This window comes from Rothia halotolerans (genome assembly GCF_004136635.1).
GTDB lineage: Bacteria > Actinomycetota > Actinomycetes > Actinomycetales > Micrococcaceae > Rothia > Rothia halotolerans.
The window spans coordinates 159,162-174,790 of record NZ_NOIU01000003.1 but is presented as its reverse complement, the minus strand read 5'-3'; the positions used below and the strand labels follow the sequence as shown (position 1 = coordinate 174,790).

Below are 15,629 nucleotides of genomic sequence, written 5' to 3'. Positions count from 1 at the left end.
CCCCGCCCGCGGCCGTTCCCGTCTCCCGCCGACGACCCTCCGCCCTCTTCCCACGGGCACGACGTCGTCCGCCGAGCGGACATCCCGCCCCGCGCTGCCGCCGCCGGGCCGCCCCTCCCCTAGACTGTCCCCGTGAGCACCCCCACCGACGCACCGGCCCCGGCCTCGCCCCTGCTGATCCTCGCCTCCCAGTCCCCCTCGCGGGTCTCGATCCTGAGCTCCTCCGGCATCGCCTTCCGGCAGCTGGTCTCCGGGGTGGACGAGGACGCCGCGCTGGCCGCCGCCGAGGAGCGGGAGGGTGGCCCCCTCGACCCCTCCGCCACCGCCCTCGAGCTGGCCCGCGCCAAGGCCGAGGCCGTCGCCGCGCTGCCGCAGGCCGAGGGCCACCTCGTCCTGGGCTGCGACTCCGTCTTCGAGCTCGACGGCCTCGCCTACGGCAAGCCGCTCACGCCCGAGGTCGCGGTGGAGCGCATCACCGCGATGAGCGGGCGCACCGGCGTCCTGCACACCGGGCACTGGCTCGTCGACCGCCGCCCCGGGGCCGCGGCGGGGCACGGCGTCGGTGCCTCCCGCAGCGCGGAGGTCTCCTTCTCGCGCATGGCGCCGGAGGAGATCGAGGTCTACGTGGCCACCGGCGAGCCCCTGTGGGTGGCCGGCTCCTTCACCATCGAGGGCTACGGATCCGCGTTCATCGAGGGGATCCGCGGCGAGTCCCACACGGTGCTCGGCCTGAGCGTGAACGCGCTGCGCGAGCTGCTGGGCCGGGCGGGTCTGGCGATCACCGATCTGTGGACCGCCCGGGCTTAGGCAAATCGGCGGCGGAGATACTAAGCTCACGTGAGGATAATAAGGAGTTTTCTAAGTGACCCATACCGAGCCAGAGCAGAGTAACGAGGCGTCGCGATACCGCAGCGGCCCCGTCAGCAAGGTGCTGATCGCCAACCGCGGCGAGATCGCGGTGCGGGTGATCCGCGCGGCCCGCGACGAGGGGCTGGCCACCGTGGCCGTCTACGCCGAGCCCGACCGCGAGGCTCTGCACGTCAAGCTCGCCGACGAGGCCTTCGCCCTCGGAGGCTCGACCGCCGCCGAGTCCTACCTGGTGATCGAGAAGATCCTCGACGCCGCCCGCCGCTCCGGCGCCGACGCCGTGCACCCCGGCTACGGCTTCCTCTCCGAGAACGCCGAGTTCGCCCGCGCCGTGAGCGAGGCCGGCCTCACCTGGGTCGGGCCCTCGCCCGAGGCCATCACCGAGCTGGGCGACAAGGTCGCCGCCCGGCACATCGCGGAGAAGGTCGGCGCGCCCCTGGTCCCCGGCAGCAAGGACCCGGTCTCCGATGCCCAGGAGGTCCTGGACTTCGCGGACGAGCACGGCCTGCCGGTCGCGATCAAGGCCGCCTTCGGCGGCGGCGGGCGCGGCATCAAGGTCGCCCGCACCCGTGAGGAGATCCCCGAGCTCTACGACTCCGCCGTCCGCGAGGCCACCGCCGCCTTCGGCCGCGGCGAGTGCTTCATCGAGCGCTTCCTCGACGCCCCCCGGCACGTCGAGACGCAGTGCATCGCGGACGCGCACGGCAACGTCGTCGTGGTCTCCACCCGCGACTGCTCGCTGCAGCGGCGCAACCAGAAGCTCGTCGAGGAGGCGCCGGCGCCGTTCCTGTCCGAGGAGCAGCTGCGCAGCCTCTACGACTCCTCCAAGGCGATCCTCGCCGAGGCCCAGTACCAGGGCGCGGGCACCTGCGAGTTCCTGGTGGGCCAGGACGGCACCATCAGCTTCCTGGAGGTCAACACGCGCCTGCAGGTCGAGCACCCGGTCTCCGAGGAGGTCTCGGGGCTGGACCTGGTGCGCGAGCAGTTCCGCGTCGCGCGCGGCGAGGAGCTCGGCTACGGCGACCCCGAGCTGCGCGGGCACTCCTTCGAGTTCCGCATCAACGGCGAGGACCCGGGCCGGAACTTCATGCCCTCCCCCGGCACCGTCGAGACGCTCTCGGTGCCCTCGGGGCCCGGCGTCCGGTGGGACTCCGGCATCGTCCAGGGCGACGTCATCGGCGGCAACTTCGACTCGATGCTGGCCAAGCTGATCGTCTCCGGCAACTCGCGCGAGCAGGCGCTCGAGCGCTCCCGGCGTGCGCTGGCCGAGCTCACCATCACCGGCATGCCCACGGCCGCGAGCTTCCACGAGGTGGTCGTCTCCGACCCCGCCTTCGCCCCGGAGGACGGCGAGCCCTTCTCGGTCCACACCCGCTGGATCGAGACGGAGTTCGAGAACGCCATCCAGCCCTACGACGGCGTCCCCGGCTCGGTCGACGAGGCCGACGACGAGCGCCACCGGGTCACGGTCGAGGTCGCCGGCAAGCGCCTCGAGGTGGTGCTGCCCCCGATGGGCGAGGCCGCCCAGGGCTCGGCCAAGCAGGCCAAGTCCCGCAGCTCGCGCAAGAACCGCTCGGCCTCGGCCGCCAAGGCCAGCGGTGACGACCTGACCTCGCCCATGCAGGGCACGATCGTGAAGATCGCGGTCAAGGACGGGTCCAAGGTCCAGGAGGGCGACCTGATCGTGGTCCTGGAGGCCATGAAGATGGAGCAGCCCCTGACCGCGCACAAGTCCGGCAAGGTCACCGGGCTGAAGTCCAAGGCCGGGGACACGGTCTCGGCGGGCGCCGTCGTCGCCACCATCAAGTAGCTCCATCTCCCCGCGGGCGGTGCGGATGCCGGGAGGCTTCCGCACCGCCCGCGGTGTGTCCGGCCTCCGGTGTCGTCGATGCTGTGATGCCGTGATGCCGTGATGCCGTGATGCCGTGATGCCGTGACCATATTCTGAGACCGCTTGTCCATTATGTGACAGGTGAGCATAGTCTTGAAGGCGTTTTCATCGACCCGCTGCGCGCAGCGGGTCTTTTTTCGGTATCGCGCTAAGGAGCACAGGTGACCGCCACACAGGAAGCCGGGGGAAGCCCCGGAACCCCCGCCCCGCGCCAGCGGGTCCCCAAGCATCGGATCATCACGGCCTCGGTGGTGGGCACCACCATCGAGTTCTACGACTTCTACGTCTACGCGACGGCCGCCGTCGCGGTCTTCCCCGCCCTGTTCTTCACGGGCAACGACGACACCACCCGGCTGCTGGCCTCGATGGCGACCTTCGCCGCCGCCTTCTTCGGCCGCCCGCTGGGCTCGATCGTCTTCGGGCACTTCGGCGACCGGATCGGCCGCAAGGCGACGCTGGTGGGCGCCCTGCTGACCATGGGCATCGCGACGTTCCTCATCGGCCTGCTACCCACCTACCACCAGATCGCCCTCTGGGCGCCGGCCATCCTCACCATCCTGCGCTTCGCGCAGGGCATGGGGCTGGGCGGCGAGTGGTCCGGCGCGGCGCTGCTGGCCTCGGAGTACGCCGAGCCCGGCAAGCGGGCCCGGGCCGCGATGTGGCCCCAGCTGGGCGCGCCATTCGGCTTCATCCTCGCCAACGGCTTCGTCCTGCTGCTGACCACCTGGATGAGCTTCGACTCCACGGCCGACGCCGGGACCACCGACCACCCGTTCATGGTGTGGGGCTGGCGCGTGCCCTTCCTGGCCTCCGCCCTGATGGTCCTGGTGGGCCTCTACGTGCGGGTCAGGCTCGAGGAGACCCCGGTCTTCCGGCAGTCGGTCGAGCGCGGCGAGAAGGTCAAGGCCCCGCTGGCCGAGGCCTTCAAGAAGGCCTGGCGCCCGATGATCCTCGGCACCCTGATCATGCTCTCCTGCTACGTGCTGTTCTACCTCATGACTGCATGGATCCTGTCCTTCGGCATCGGAGCGGTCGAGTCCGGCGGGCTGGGCATCTCCTACCACACGTTCCTCGAGATCCAGCTGGTCGCGATCCTGTTCTTCGCCGCCTTCGTGCCCGTCTCGGGGTGGCTGGCGGACCGGTTCGGCCGGCGTCGCCAGCAGCTGTTCACCAACGTGCTGATCCTGCTCTTCGGCCTGAGCTTCGGCGTGTTCATGGCGCCTGAGCGGATCGGCACCGGCGAGGACGCCAACCTCTTCGGGATCATCCTCTTCGTCTCGATCGGCATGGCCGTCATGGGCCTGTCCTTCGGCTCGATGTCGGCCTACCTGCCCGAGCTGTTCCCCACCAACGTCCGCTACACCGGATCGGGGATCTCCTACAACGTCGCCTCGATCCTGGGCGCGGCGATCACCCCGTACGTCGCGGTCTGGCTCAACGCCTCCGGCGGCGTGGCGGCGGTCGGCTGGTACCTCGCCGGCGCGGCGGTCGTCACCATGATCGCGCTGTTCGTCTCGCACGAGACGCGCGACCTGGACCTGGACGACGTCGCCCGGAAGGGCTGACCGGCTCCGCTCCCCTCGGGAGGCTGGAGCCGCACCCCTCGGGGACGACGAAGGGGCGCCCACCGCATGATGCGGTGGGCGCCCCTTCGTCGTGTCGGCGGGTCCGCTGGCCCCGCCCCCCTCCCAGCTCCGGATCGGCCGTGCGCCGGCCCGGGGCCCCGGTGGGGTCAGGAGGGCATGACGTGCAGCCTCCGGGCCGCCTCCGAGAGCGAGCCCGTCAGCGAGGGGTAGACCGTGAAGGTGTCGGCGAAGTCGTCCACGCTCATCTTGTTGTTGACCGCCAGCGAGACCGGGAAGATCAGCTCGGAGGCCCGCGGGCCGACGACGACGCCGCCGATCACCGTGCCCGAGCCCTTCCGGGCGAAGATCTTCACGAAGCCCTCGGTCACGGCCATCATCTTGGCCCGGGCGTTGGTGGTCAGCGAGAGCATGACCGTGTCCGCCTGGTACTTCCCCGACTGGATGTCCGCCTCGGCCACGCCCACGGTCGCGATCTCCGGCGAGGTGAAGATGTTGGAGGCCACCCGGTGGGTCTTCAGCGGGCTCACGGAGTCGCCCATCAGGTGGGCGATCGCGATCCGGCCCTGCATCGCCGCAACCGAGGCCAGCGGCAGCACGCCCGTGCAGTCCCCCGCCGCGTAGATGTTGGGGGCGCTGGTGCGCGAGACGCCGTCGACCATGATGTGCCCCGACTCGGAGACCTCGACGCCGGCGTTCTCCAGGCCCAGCTCGGCGGTGTTGGGGATCGAGCCGACCGCCATGAGGCAGTGCGAGCCGGAGACCTTGCGCCCGTCGTTGAGGGTCACGATGACGCCTTCGTCGGAGCGCTCCACCGCCTGCGCCCGCGAGCGCGGCATCACGGTCAGGCCGCGGCGCTCGAAGACGTCCTCCAGCACCTGGGAGGCGTCCTCGTCCTCGCCCGGCAGGACCCTGTCCCGGGAGGAGACCAGGGTGACCCGCGAGCCGAGGCCGCGATAGGCCGAGGCGAACTCGGCGCCGGTGACGCCGGAGCCGACCACGATCAGGTGCTCGGGGACGCTCTGGAGGTGGTAGAGCTGCGTCCAGTTCAGGATCCGCTCGCCGTCCGGCTTGGCGGTCTCCAGCTCGCGCGGGTGCGCGCCCACGGCCAGCAGGACCGCCCGGTTCTCGAGCTCGTAGGTCAGGCCCTCCCGGTCCGTCACCTCCACCGTGCTGGCGGACAGGAGCCGGCCGGTGCCGTCGATGACCTTCACGCCCGCCCGCTCGAGGGAGCGGCGGATGTCCTTGGACTGCTGCTCGGCGAGGCTCACCAGGCGCTCGTTGACCTTCTTGAGGCTGGCCTCGAGCTCCACCAGCTCGTCGCCCTGGGTGGTCTTGATGCCCAGGGCGGCCGCCTCGGTGAAGCGGTTCATCGTGTCCGCGGAGGCGATGAGCGTCTTGGAGGGGACGACGTCGGTGATCACCGCGGAGCCCCCCACCCCCTGCCGTTCGATCAGGGTGACGTCGGCCCCGAGGTTGGCGGCCACCAGGGCCGCCTCGTACCCGCCGGGACCGCCGCCGATGACGAGGAGACGGTGCGCTGCGAAAGAATCTTGAGAACTCACGGTCTCATTGTGGTCCACCCGCCCCGCAATGACCAACGCGACCGGACGCGGACTCCCCCGTCCGCGCGGAGGATCCTGAGGATCGGCCGCCGCGCCGGGCCCTGCTGATACCTTGGAGACGTGACTACCGAGAATATGGGAAACATCACCACCGCCGACCCGGCTGCGGAGACCTCGCAGTTCGCCCGCCGCGCCGCCGAGCACATCGCCGCGGCCACGGGCGTGCCCGAGCACGACTACGCGCTGACCCTCGGCTCGGGCTGGGGCGGGGCCGCCGAGATGATCGGCGAGACCACCCACGTGCTCCCGGCGGAGGAGATCCCCGGATTCCACCTCTCGGGCGTCGCGGGCCACCCGGGCACCGTCTCCTCGATCCTCACCCCGGCGGGCCGCCGCGCCCTGGTGATCGGCTCCCGGACCCACTTCTACGAGGGCCGGGGCATCGACGCCGTCGTGCACGGCGTGCGCACCGCCGCGGCCGCCGGCGCCCGGACGATGATCCTGACCAACGGCTGCGGCGGGCTGCGCCCCTCCTTCCGCCCCGGGGTCCCCGTCCTCATCTCGGACCACATCAACATGACCTCGGCGTCCCCGCTGAGGGGCGCCCACTTCGTGGACCTCACCGACCTCTACTCGCCGCGCATCCGCGGTATCGCCCGCGAGGTGGACCCGACGCTGGAGGAGGGCGTGTACCTGCAGCTGGCCGGCCCGCACTACGAGACGCCGGCGGAGGTCGCGATGGTGCGCTCCCTCGGGGCCGACCTGGTGGGGATGTCCACGGCCTTGGAGGCCATCGCCGCCCGGGCGGCCGGGCTCGAGGTCTTCGGCATCTCCCTGGTCACCAACATGGCCGCCGGCATCTCCGACCGGCCGCTGAGCCACGCCGAGGTGCTCGAGGAGGGCCGCAGCGCCGGCCCCCGGATCTCCAGGCTGCTCGCCGGGATCCTCGAGCGCCTGGACGACTGACCCTCCCCCTTCCCCGCATCCCTTCCGCTCCCTTCTCCCGCCCGCTTCCCGGATACAGAACGAGGTGCATCCCGTGGCAGACCTTCCCACCCTCATCGACGAGGCCATGCGCTGGGTCGAGGCCGACCCCGATCCCGACACCCAGCGAGAGCTCCTGGACGTCATCAGCCGGGCCGAGGAGCACGAGGAGGCCGCCCGGAGCCTGGAGGATCGGTTCTCCGGCTTCCTGAGCTTCGGCACGGCCGGTCTCCGTGCCGAGCTGGGCGCCGGCCCGATGCGCATGAACCGGGTGGTCGTGGCCAAGGCCGCCCACGGCATCGCCGCCTACCTGGGCGAGCGCGCGGCCTCCGAGCACTGGGGTACGCCGCGGGCGGTGGTGGGCTACGACGCCCGCGCCAAGTCCAGCGTGTTCGCCCGCGACACGGCCGCGATCCTCACCGCCGCCGGCGTCGACGCCTTCCTCATGCCGCTGCCGCTGCCCACCCCGCTCCTGGCCTGGGCGGTCCGCCTCCTCAAGGCCGACGCCGGGATCATGGTCACCGCCTCCCACAACCCGGCCCGGGACAACGGGTACAAGGTCTACCTCGGAGGCCACGCCGCCGAGGAGCACGGGCGCGGGGCCCAGCTGGTGCCGCCGGCGGACCGCGAGATCGCGGAGAAGATCGCGCAGGCCCCCGACGTCGGCGCCATCCCCCGGGCGGAGTCCGGCTGGACGGTGCTGCCCGAGCGCATCGCCCACGACTACGAGCACGAGGTCTGCGCCCTGCTGCCGGGCTTCCCGCCGGCCAGCCGCGCCCTCTCGCTGGTGCTCACGCCGATGCACGGCGTCGGCGGCGAGGTCATGAGCATGGTCCTGGCCCGCAGCGGCTTCGACAAGCTCCGGGTGGTGCCCGAGCAGGCCATCCCCGACCCCAAGTTCCCCACGGTGGAGTACCCGAACCCGGAGGAGCCGGGTGCCCTGGACCTCGCGATGGGGCTGGCCCGGGACTGCGGCGCGGACCTGGTGATCGCCAACGACCCCGACGCCGACCGGGCGGGCTTCGCCGTCCCCGACGCCGCGGCCGAGGGCGGCTGGCGGATGCTGCGCGGCGACGAGGTCGGCGTGCTGCTGGGCCAGGTCGCGCTGAGCCGCATGCGCCCGGACCGGGCCTCCGAGGCGGTCTTCGCGGCGTCGATCGTCTCCTCCCGGATGCTGGAGCGGATGGCTGAGGCGCACGGCCTCGGGTACCGCGAGACCCTCACGGGCTTCAAGTGGATCGCCCGGGTGCCCGGCCTGGCCTACGGCTACGAGGAGGCCCTCGGCTACTGCGTCGCCCCCGAGCTGGTCCGGGACAAGGACGGCATCTCCGCGGCGCTGCTGCTCGCCGACTACGCCGACCGGCTCAAGGAGGAGGGCAGGACGCTGCAGGACGTGCTCGACCAGCTCGCCCTGCAGCACGGGGTCTTCGCGACCGACCAGCTCTCCCTGCGCGTCGCGGAGCCCCCTCGCATCGAGGCCATGATGCGGCGGCTGCGCGAGACGGCCCCGACGAGCCTGGCCGGCTCCGCGGTGGTCTCCGCGGAGGACCTCTCCGAGGGGACCGCGGAGCTGCCGCCCACCGACGGGATGCGCTATCTGACCGCGGACGGCAGCCGCGTGGTCGTCCGTCCCTCCGGCACCGAGCCCAAGCTGAAGTGCTACCTCGAGGCGGTGGTCGAAGTGGCCGAGGAGGAGGACCCGGCCCAGGGGCTCGCCCGCGCCCGGGAGGCCGCCGCGACGCGCCTGCGGGGTCTGCGGACGGACATCGCCGCCGCTCTCGGCGCCGACTCCTAGGGCCCACGGCTCCGCGTGCGCCGGGAGCCGGGAGCCGGGAGCCGGGAGCCGGGAGCCGGGAGCCGGGAGCGAGGGTCCCACGGGGCGGCGGTGTCCGCGAGTCCGCCGCCCAGCGCATATACTGGGAGGAGTCTTCCCAGCGTCCGCCGCGGTCCACGCCGCGCGGGCCGAACATCACTTTCAAGGAATGAGGACGGCCATGGCTGACATCCCCCGCTCCGAGTCCCGCGCGCGCACCCCCGGCGTGAGGAACCGCTACCACTCCGGCCAGGGTCACACGGCCGAGAACGTCATCGTGTTCATCATCTGCATGGCGGCCCTGTGCGCCGGGTTCTTCTTCTTCGGCACCTGGGGGATGTGGGACCTCGCGCTGGAGCCGTGGATGTTCTCCCTGGGCCTGGCGCTCTCGACGATCTCGTTCATGCTGCCGCTGTGGTTCCTGCGCTCGAAGACCGCGCGACGCGCCCAGCACGGCAAGGAGCTGACCCTGGACTCCTAGGGACCCGCTCCCCCGCCGGCCCCGAGGCCGGCGTCGAGGACGAGGAAGGGCCGGCATCCGTGAGGATGCCGGCCCTTCTCCGTGTCCGGGACCTGGCCCGCAGGACTCAAGCCTCAAGCCTCAAGCCTCAAGCCTCAAGCGAGGATCGCGTCGATGAAGGCCCCTGCCCACTCGAGGATCTCGTCGTCCACCAGGTCCTTGCCCCCGACCGGGGCCGACTTCGGCTTGGGCACCAGGACCTGGCGGCGCTCGGTGCCCGGCACCACCTTGACCAGCGACCCCGGGTACATGCGCTCGAGGCGCATCTGCTTGGAGTCCGGCAGGTCCACCGGGTAGAAGCGGACCTTCGGCCCCATCACCATGAGCTCGGTGAGCCCGACGGTGCGCGCCTTGAGGCGGAGACGGGCGATCTTCAGGAGGTTCTGCGCCGGGGCCGGGAGGGCGCCGTAGCGGTCCTCCAGCTCCTCCGCGACCTCGGCGACGCCCTCCTCGGAGGTCACCGCCGCGAGGTTGCGGTAGGCCTCGAGCCGGAGCCGCTCCCCCGGCACGTAGTCGTGCGGCAGGTGCGCGTCCACCGGCAGCTCGATCTTCATCTCGGCCGGGGCGGCCTCCTCCTGGTCGCCGCGGTAGTCCGCCACTGCCTCGCCGACCAGCCGCAGGTACAGGTCGAAGCCGACGCCCTGGATGTGCCCCGACTGCTCCCCGCCCAGCAGGTTGCCCGCGCCGCGGATCTCCAGGTCCTTCATCGCCAGCTGCATGCCCGAGCCCAGCTCGTTGTGCGCCGCCACCGCCTTGAGCCGCTCCAGGGCGACCTCCCCCAGCGGCTTCTCCACCGGGTAGACGAAGTAGGCGTAGGCGCGGTCCCGGCCGCGGCCCACGCGCCCGCGCAGCTGGTGCAGCTGCGAGAGGCCGTAGTTGTTGGCCCGGTCCACAATCAGGGTGTTGGCGTTGGAGATGTCCAGGCCCGTCTCCACGATCGTGGTGCAGACCAGGACGTCGAAGCGCTTCTCCCAGAAGTCGACGATGATCTGCTCGAGCCGGGACTCGCTCATCTGCCCGTGCGCGACGGCGATCCTCGCCTCCGGGACCATCTTCTGCAGGTCCGCGGCGACCCGCTCGATCGAGGAGACCCGGTTGTGCACGTAGAAGACCTGCCCCTCGCGCATCAGCTCGCGTCGCACCGCGGCGGTGATCTGCTTCTCCGTGTTGGGCCCGACGTAGGTCAGCACCGGGTGCCGCTCCTCGGGCGGCGTCGCCAGCGTCGAGGTCTCCCGGATGCCGGTCAGGGACATCTCCAGGGTGCGCGGGATCGGCGTGGCGGACATCGCCAGGACGTCCACGTTGGTCCGCAGCGTCTTGAGCTTCTCCTTGTGCTCGACGCCGAAGCGCTGCTCCTCGTCGATGATGACCAGGCCGAGGTCCTTGAACGAGATGCTCGTGGACAGCAGCCGGTGGGTCCCGATGACGACGTCGACCGAGCCGTCCGCGATCCCGGCCTCCACCGCCTTGGCCTCCTTGGCGGTCTGGAAGCGCGAGAGCGTCGCGACCCGCACCGGGAAGCCGGAGAACCGCTCCGCGAAGGTCTCGGTGTGCTGCTGGGCCAGCAGCGTCGTGGGCACCAGCAGCGCCACCTGCTTGCCGTCCTGCACGGCCTTGAAGGCGGCGCGCACCGCGATCTCGGTCTTGCCGTAGCCGACGTCGCCGGAGATCAGCCGGTCCATCGGGATCTCCTTCTCCATGTCCGCCTTGACCTCGTTGATCGTGGTGAGCTGGTCGGGGGTCTCCACGTAGGGGAAGGCCTCCTCCAGCTCGCGCTGCCACGGGGTGTCCGGGCCGAAGGCGTGGCCCTTGGAGGCCATCCGCGCCGAGTAGAGGCGGATCAGGTCGGCCGCGATCTCCTTGACGGCCTTGCGCGCCTTGGACTTGGTCTTGGACCAGTCGGAGCCGCCCATCTTGGACAGCGTCGGGGCGTCGCCGCCGACGTAGTTGCTGACCTGGTCCAGCTGGTCGGTGGGCACGAAGAGCCGGTCCCGCGGGGCGCCGCGCTTGGACGGCGCGTACTCCAGCACCAGGTACTCCTTGACCGGCTTGGGCTGCCCCGGCTTGACCATGGCCCCCGCGACGGGGCGCTGGATCAGCTCGACGAACTGCCCGATGCCGTGCTGCTCGTGCACCACGTGGTCGCCGGCCTTCAGCGCGAGCGGGTCCACCGCGTTGCGGCGCCGCCGGGCGGGCAGCTTGCGCATGTCGCGCGTGGTGTAGGGGCTCGCCTTGCCGAGGATGTCCGCCTCGGTCAGCAGCGCGATCTTCGCCTCCTCGAGGACGAATCCGGTGCCGTGGGCAGCCGTGGTGAGCTCGATGATGCCCGGCTGGGGCTCCTCCACGAGGTCCTCCCGGCGCGCGGCGGGCAGGCCGGCCTCCTGGAAGAGCTCCGTGAGCCGCTTCAGCGGGCCGGGGCCCTCGGTCACGGCGACGACCTGCCACTCCTCGCGGACGTGGTCGGCCACGACCTTCAGCAGGGCCTCGACGTCGCCGGCGAAGACCAGCGGGGCGCGCACCGCGATCGTGAGGGTGTCGGCGTCCTGCTCGATCGCCTCGTCCACGCCGAGGGAGGTGATGGACCACCAGCCCAGGCCGGCGTCGAGCGCCTCGGTCCTCGCGTCGGAGACCGAGCGGAAGCCGCCCTCCGCCAGGCCGGTCTCGGCCAGGTCGATGGGCGCGGCCTGCCCGTCCGAGGCCTGCTCCCAGGCGGCCACGAGGAACTCCTCGTTGGTCGCGACCAGGTCCGCGGCGCGGGACCTGACCTTCTCCGGCTCGCAGACCAGGGCGAGGGAGTCCGGCGGGAGGGAGGCGGTCAGCGTCGTCATCCGGTCCACCAGCAGCGGGGCGAGGGACTCCATCCCCTCCACGTAGATGCCGTCCGCGATCCGCTCGAGCATCGATTCCGCCCCCGGCAGGCGGTCCTTGAGCTCCGCGGCGCGCGCCCGGACGCCGGGGGTGATGAGCACCTCGCGGCAGGGCGGGGCGATCATCTCCACGGGCTCGACGACGCCCTCGCCGCTGAGCGTGCGCTGGTCGGCGACCGCGAACCAGCGCATCCGCTCGACCTCGTCGCCGAAGAACTCGATGCGCACGGGATGGTCCTCGACCGGGGAGAAGACGTCCAGGATCCCGCCGCGCACCGCGAACTCGCCACGCTTGGTCACCAGGTCCACCCGCGAGTACGCGGCGGCGGAGAGGGCCTCGACGACCTCCTCGAAGTCCTGCTCCTCCCCCACCGCCAGGCGCACCGGCCGCATGCTCTCCAGGCTCGCGGCGATGGGCTGCAGCACGGAGCGGACCGGGGCGATCACGATCCTGGTCCCGTCCCCAGCCTCGGCGAGGCGGCGCAGCACGGCCAGGCGCCGGCCCACGGTGTCCGAGCGCGGCGAGAGCCGCTCGTGGGGCAGCGTCTCCCAGGCGGGGAACCGGGCGATCGCGGCGGGATCGAGGTAGGAGCCCAGGACGGTCTCCAGGTCCTCGGCCTCCCGGTCGGTCGCCGTCACCGCCAGGACGACGGGCACGTGCCCGCCCTCGGCCCCCGACGCCCCGGAGGCGGCCGCCGCGGCCAGCCCGTCCGAGACCTGGGCGACCAGCGGCGCCCGCAGGCCGTCCGCGGCGCCGATGACGGTCTCGGCGGACCGCTCGGCGGCGGGCCTCGAGGCCTGCGCGTACACGTTGGCGAACGTGGGCTCTTTGGACAGCGCGGTGCGCAATCCCGTGAGGCTCATGGACGGATCCTTCGACGACGAGGGCAGGGTTGAGGGACGCCGCCGCGCCGCGGGAGGGCACCCGAGGAGCCCGGCGCCCGCGTGCGGGGGCGCGTGCCGGCGCCACGGCCGGCAGACCCTAGCCTACGCCTCCCCGCCCCGGGAGCGCCCGCGCGGGCCCCGGGGCGCCGAGGCCCCCGCTCGCACCGCCAGCCGCTAGACTGATGGGCGGACCAGACGCCGCAGCGAGAATCGAGGAACCCATGGCCATGAACGAATCATCATCCATCGACGCCCCCGTCGACCGCGTCCTCGAGGCCTTCACCTCCGAGGACTTCGCCCGCCGCGTGAGCGATCGCGCCGGCGTCGAGTTCCAGAGCCTCCAGGTCGACGGCGCCACCGACGGCGCGTTCTCCGTCACCACCGTCCGATCGGTCGGCGCCGACAAGATCCCCGGCGTCGCGAAGAAGTTCCTCGGCAAGGGGATGACGCTGACGCAGAAGGACGCCTACAGCGCCCCCGAGACGGACGGCTCCCGCACCGTGGAGACCGAGATCGACGTCGCCGGCGTGCCGATCTCCGCCGCCGCCTCCCAGCGCCTGCAGGCCGCCGGGGAGAAGACCACGGTGGAGGTCCGGGGCGAGGTCACCGCCAACATCCCGCTGGTCGGCAAGAAGATCGCCGCCGCCGCGGAACCCTACATCGGCCGCGCCATCGGACTGCAGAGCAGCACCGCCGAGGCCTGGATCAAGGACCACAGCTAAGGCCCCGCCGCCCGGCCCCGGAAGGGCGCCGCACCCGTGCCCCGCCCGCCGGCGGACCGCGGCCGTGCGGCGCCCTCGCCGCATCCCGGGCATGTCACCGCACCATCGATCGAGAGGACCCCATGTCGATCACCCTGGAAGAAGAGGGTTACCACCGCCACCCGCTCGCCGACAAGCTCCGGGCGGGCAACACCGGCGGCCTGCTCCTGATCGCGGCGATGCTCGCGGCCCTGATCTTCGCCAACACCCCGCTCTCGGGCCTGTACTTCGGGGTCCGCGACACCCACGTCGGCATCCCGGGCTGGGAGGCCACCTTCCACACCGTGGGCGAGTGGGCCTCTGAGGGGCTGCTCGCGGTCTTCTTCTTCATGGTCGGCCTGGAGCTGAAGGCCGAGTTCGTCGACGGGGAGCTGCGCAACCCCCGCAAGGCCGTGGTCCCCATCGTCGCGGCCTTCGGCGGCGTGGCGGTGCCGGCGCTCATCTTCGCCGGCATCAACCTCGCCTGGGGGTCCGGGGAGACGCTGCGCGGCTGGGCCATCCCCACCGCCACCGACATCGCCTTCGCGGTCTCGGTGCTCGCCGTCGTCGGCTCGGCGCTGCCCGGGGCGATGCGGACCTTCCTGCTGACCCTCGCCGTGGTGGACGACCTCATCGCGATCGTGATCATCGCCGTCGTCTACTCGGAGGGCGTCAACTTCCTCTACCTGGCCCTGACCGTGGTCCCCGCCGTCGCGTTCTGGGCGCTGACGCACTGCTTCCCCGGCTTCTTCAGCGCCAGCTCGTGGGCCGCCTGGGTGATCCTGCTCCCGATCGGACTGATCACCTGGCTCCTGGTGTACTCGGCCGGGGTGCACGCCACCATCGCCGGCGTCGTCCTGGGCTTCATGGTGCCGGTGCTGCGGCACACGAAGCCGGGGCCAGGAGAGTCCCACGCGGGGCTCGCGCCGCGGCTGGCCCACCGGTTCTCCCCGCTGTCCAACGGCCTGGCCGTGCCGCTCTTCGCGTTCTTCGCCGCCGGCGTGGCGATCGGCGGGTGGGACGGCGTCGTCTCCGCCTTCACGGATCCCGTCGCGCTGGGCGTCGTCTTCGGCCTGGTCTTCGGCAAGACCATCGGCATCTTCTGCTCCACCTGGCTGCTGACCAAGCTCAGCCCGGCCGAGATCGACCGGAGCATGAAGTGGGTGGACGTGCTCGGGCTGGCGATGATGGGCGGCATCGGGTTCACCGTGGCCCTGCTCGTGGCGGAGCTGAGCTTCGGCCTGGGCACCGAGTTCGACGACCACGCGAAGGTCGGCGTGCTGAGCGGCTCCCTGATCTCGGCCGTCCTCGGCGGGATCCTGCTGAGCTTCCGCAACGCCCACTACAAGCGGCTGCGGGCCGAGGAGCCCGACGACGCCGAGGCGCCGGGCGCGGCGTAGAGGCCGGGGGCTCGGCGCGAGCTGCGGCTCAGGCGCTCCCCGCCCGGGCTCCCGCCTCGCGCGCGGCCTCCTCGGCCGCGACCCAGGCGAGCATCGCGCACTTGATCCGCGCGACGAACTTCGAGACCCCCGCGAAGGCGGCGGCGTCGCCGAGGAGCTCGGCGTCGGGCTCGACCTTGCCCCGCGAGTGCAGCATCTCGCGGAACCGGTCCACGAGCTCCTGGAACTCCGCCCGGCCCAGGCCCGGCGCCGACTCCGCGAGCACCGAGGCCGCGGCCATGGAGATCGAGCAGCCGTCGCCCTCCCAGGTGACGGCCTCGACGCGCTCCCCCGCGGCGTCGAGCGTCACGCGCAGGTTGATCTCGTCCCCGCAGGTGGGGTTGTACTGGTGGTTCTCCGCGCTCGGGAGCCCCGCGGCGTCCGCGAGGCCCTCCCCCGTGCGCTGCCGGGAGTGGTCGAGGATGATCTGCTGGTACAGCTGAGCGAGGTCGCTCATCGTGGGGGTCCCTTCCCC

General features: G+C 72.0%; 11 protein-coding genes. 8 read left to right on the top strand and 3 right to left on the bottom strand.

The window, feature by feature from the left end; genetic code table 11:
- Nucleotides 1–132 precede the first annotated feature (132 nt).
- The 3 genes from EWV39_RS10575 (at nucleotide 133) to EWV39_RS10565 (ending at nucleotide 4,323) form a co-directional block, all read left to right on the top strand.
- A complete protein-coding gene (locus EWV39_RS10575) occupies nucleotides 133–807 on the top strand; it encodes a nucleoside triphosphate pyrophosphatase (protein WP_193554705.1) in 675 nt (224 codons plus the stop codon).
- 55 nt (nucleotides 808–862) lie between these two features.
- The gene (locus EWV39_RS10570) at nucleotides 863–2,677 is read left to right on the top strand and encodes an acetyl/propionyl/methylcrotonyl-CoA carboxylase subunit alpha (RefSeq protein ID WP_129659711.1); all 1,815 of its coding nucleotides are present in this window, start codon (nucleotides 863–865) and stop codon (nucleotides 2,675–2,677) included.
- 242 nt (nucleotides 2,678–2,919) lie between these two features.
- A complete protein-coding gene (locus EWV39_RS10565) occupies nucleotides 2,920–4,323 on the top strand; it encodes an MFS transporter (RefSeq protein ID WP_129659709.1) in 1,404 nt (467 codons plus the stop codon).
- Between the two features lie 167 nt (nucleotides 4,324–4,490).
- Here the strand turns inward: EWV39_RS10565 and EWV39_RS10560 are convergent, their stop codons facing one another.
- On the bottom strand, nucleotides 4,491–5,906 hold the full coding sequence (locus EWV39_RS10560) for an NAD(P)H-quinone dehydrogenase (RefSeq protein ID WP_129659706.1): 1,416 nt from the start codon (nucleotides 5,904–5,906) through the stop codon (nucleotides 4,491–4,493).
- Between the two features lie 135 nt (nucleotides 5,907–6,041).
- Here EWV39_RS10560 and EWV39_RS10555 point away from each other — a divergent pair, with 135 nt between their 5' ends.
- From EWV39_RS10555 to EWV39_RS10545, 3 genes are all read left to right on the top strand, one after another.
- On the top strand, nucleotides 6,042–6,872 hold the full coding sequence (locus EWV39_RS10555; protein WP_129660101.1) for a purine-nucleoside phosphorylase: 831 nt from the start codon (nucleotides 6,042–6,044) through the stop codon (nucleotides 6,870–6,872).
- A 106-nt stretch (nucleotides 6,873–6,978) separates the two neighbouring features.
- Nucleotides 6,979–8,685 (top strand): phospho-sugar mutase, encoded by a 1,707-nt coding sequence (locus EWV39_RS10550; RefSeq protein WP_129660098.1) that lies wholly within the window; start codon nucleotides 6,979–6,981, stop codon nucleotides 8,683–8,685.
- A gap of 199 nt (nucleotides 8,686–8,884) precedes the next feature.
- Nucleotides 8,885–9,184, top strand: coding sequence for a hypothetical protein (locus EWV39_RS10545; protein WP_129659703.1), 300 nt, complete (start codon nucleotides 8,885–8,887; stop codon nucleotides 9,182–9,184).
- A gap of 134 nt (nucleotides 9,185–9,318) precedes the next feature.
- Here the strand turns inward: EWV39_RS10545 and mfd are convergent, their stop codons facing one another.
- Nucleotides 9,319–12,954, bottom strand: a complete 3,636-nt coding sequence (gene mfd, locus EWV39_RS10540; protein ID WP_129659700.1) for a transcription-repair coupling factor — start codon at nucleotides 12,952–12,954, stop codon at nucleotides 9,319–9,321.
- Between the two features lie 248 nt (nucleotides 12,955–13,202).
- Between mfd and EWV39_RS10535 the strand changes: the two genes are divergently transcribed.
- The gene (locus tag EWV39_RS10535) at nucleotides 13,203–13,697 is read left to right on the top strand and encodes a DUF2505 domain-containing protein (RefSeq protein WP_238148292.1); all 495 of its coding nucleotides are present in this window, start codon (nucleotides 13,203–13,205) and stop codon (nucleotides 13,695–13,697) included.
- Between the two features lie 122 nt (nucleotides 13,698–13,819).
- Nucleotides 13,820–15,115: a Na+/H+ antiporter NhaA gene (gene nhaA, locus EWV39_RS10530; protein WP_129659695.1), complete on the top strand. Its 1,296-nt coding sequence runs from the start codon at nucleotides 13,820–13,822 to the stop codon at nucleotides 15,113–15,115.
- A gap of 28 nt (nucleotides 15,116–15,143) precedes the next feature.
- Here nhaA and sufU read toward each other — a convergent pair whose 3' ends face one another.
- Nucleotides 15,144–15,611 (bottom strand): Fe-S cluster assembly sulfur transfer protein SufU, encoded by a 468-nt coding sequence (sufU, locus tag EWV39_RS10525; protein ID WP_129659692.1) that lies wholly within the window; start codon nucleotides 15,609–15,611, stop codon nucleotides 15,144–15,146.
- Between the last annotated feature and the right edge of the window lie 18 nt (nucleotides 15,612–15,629).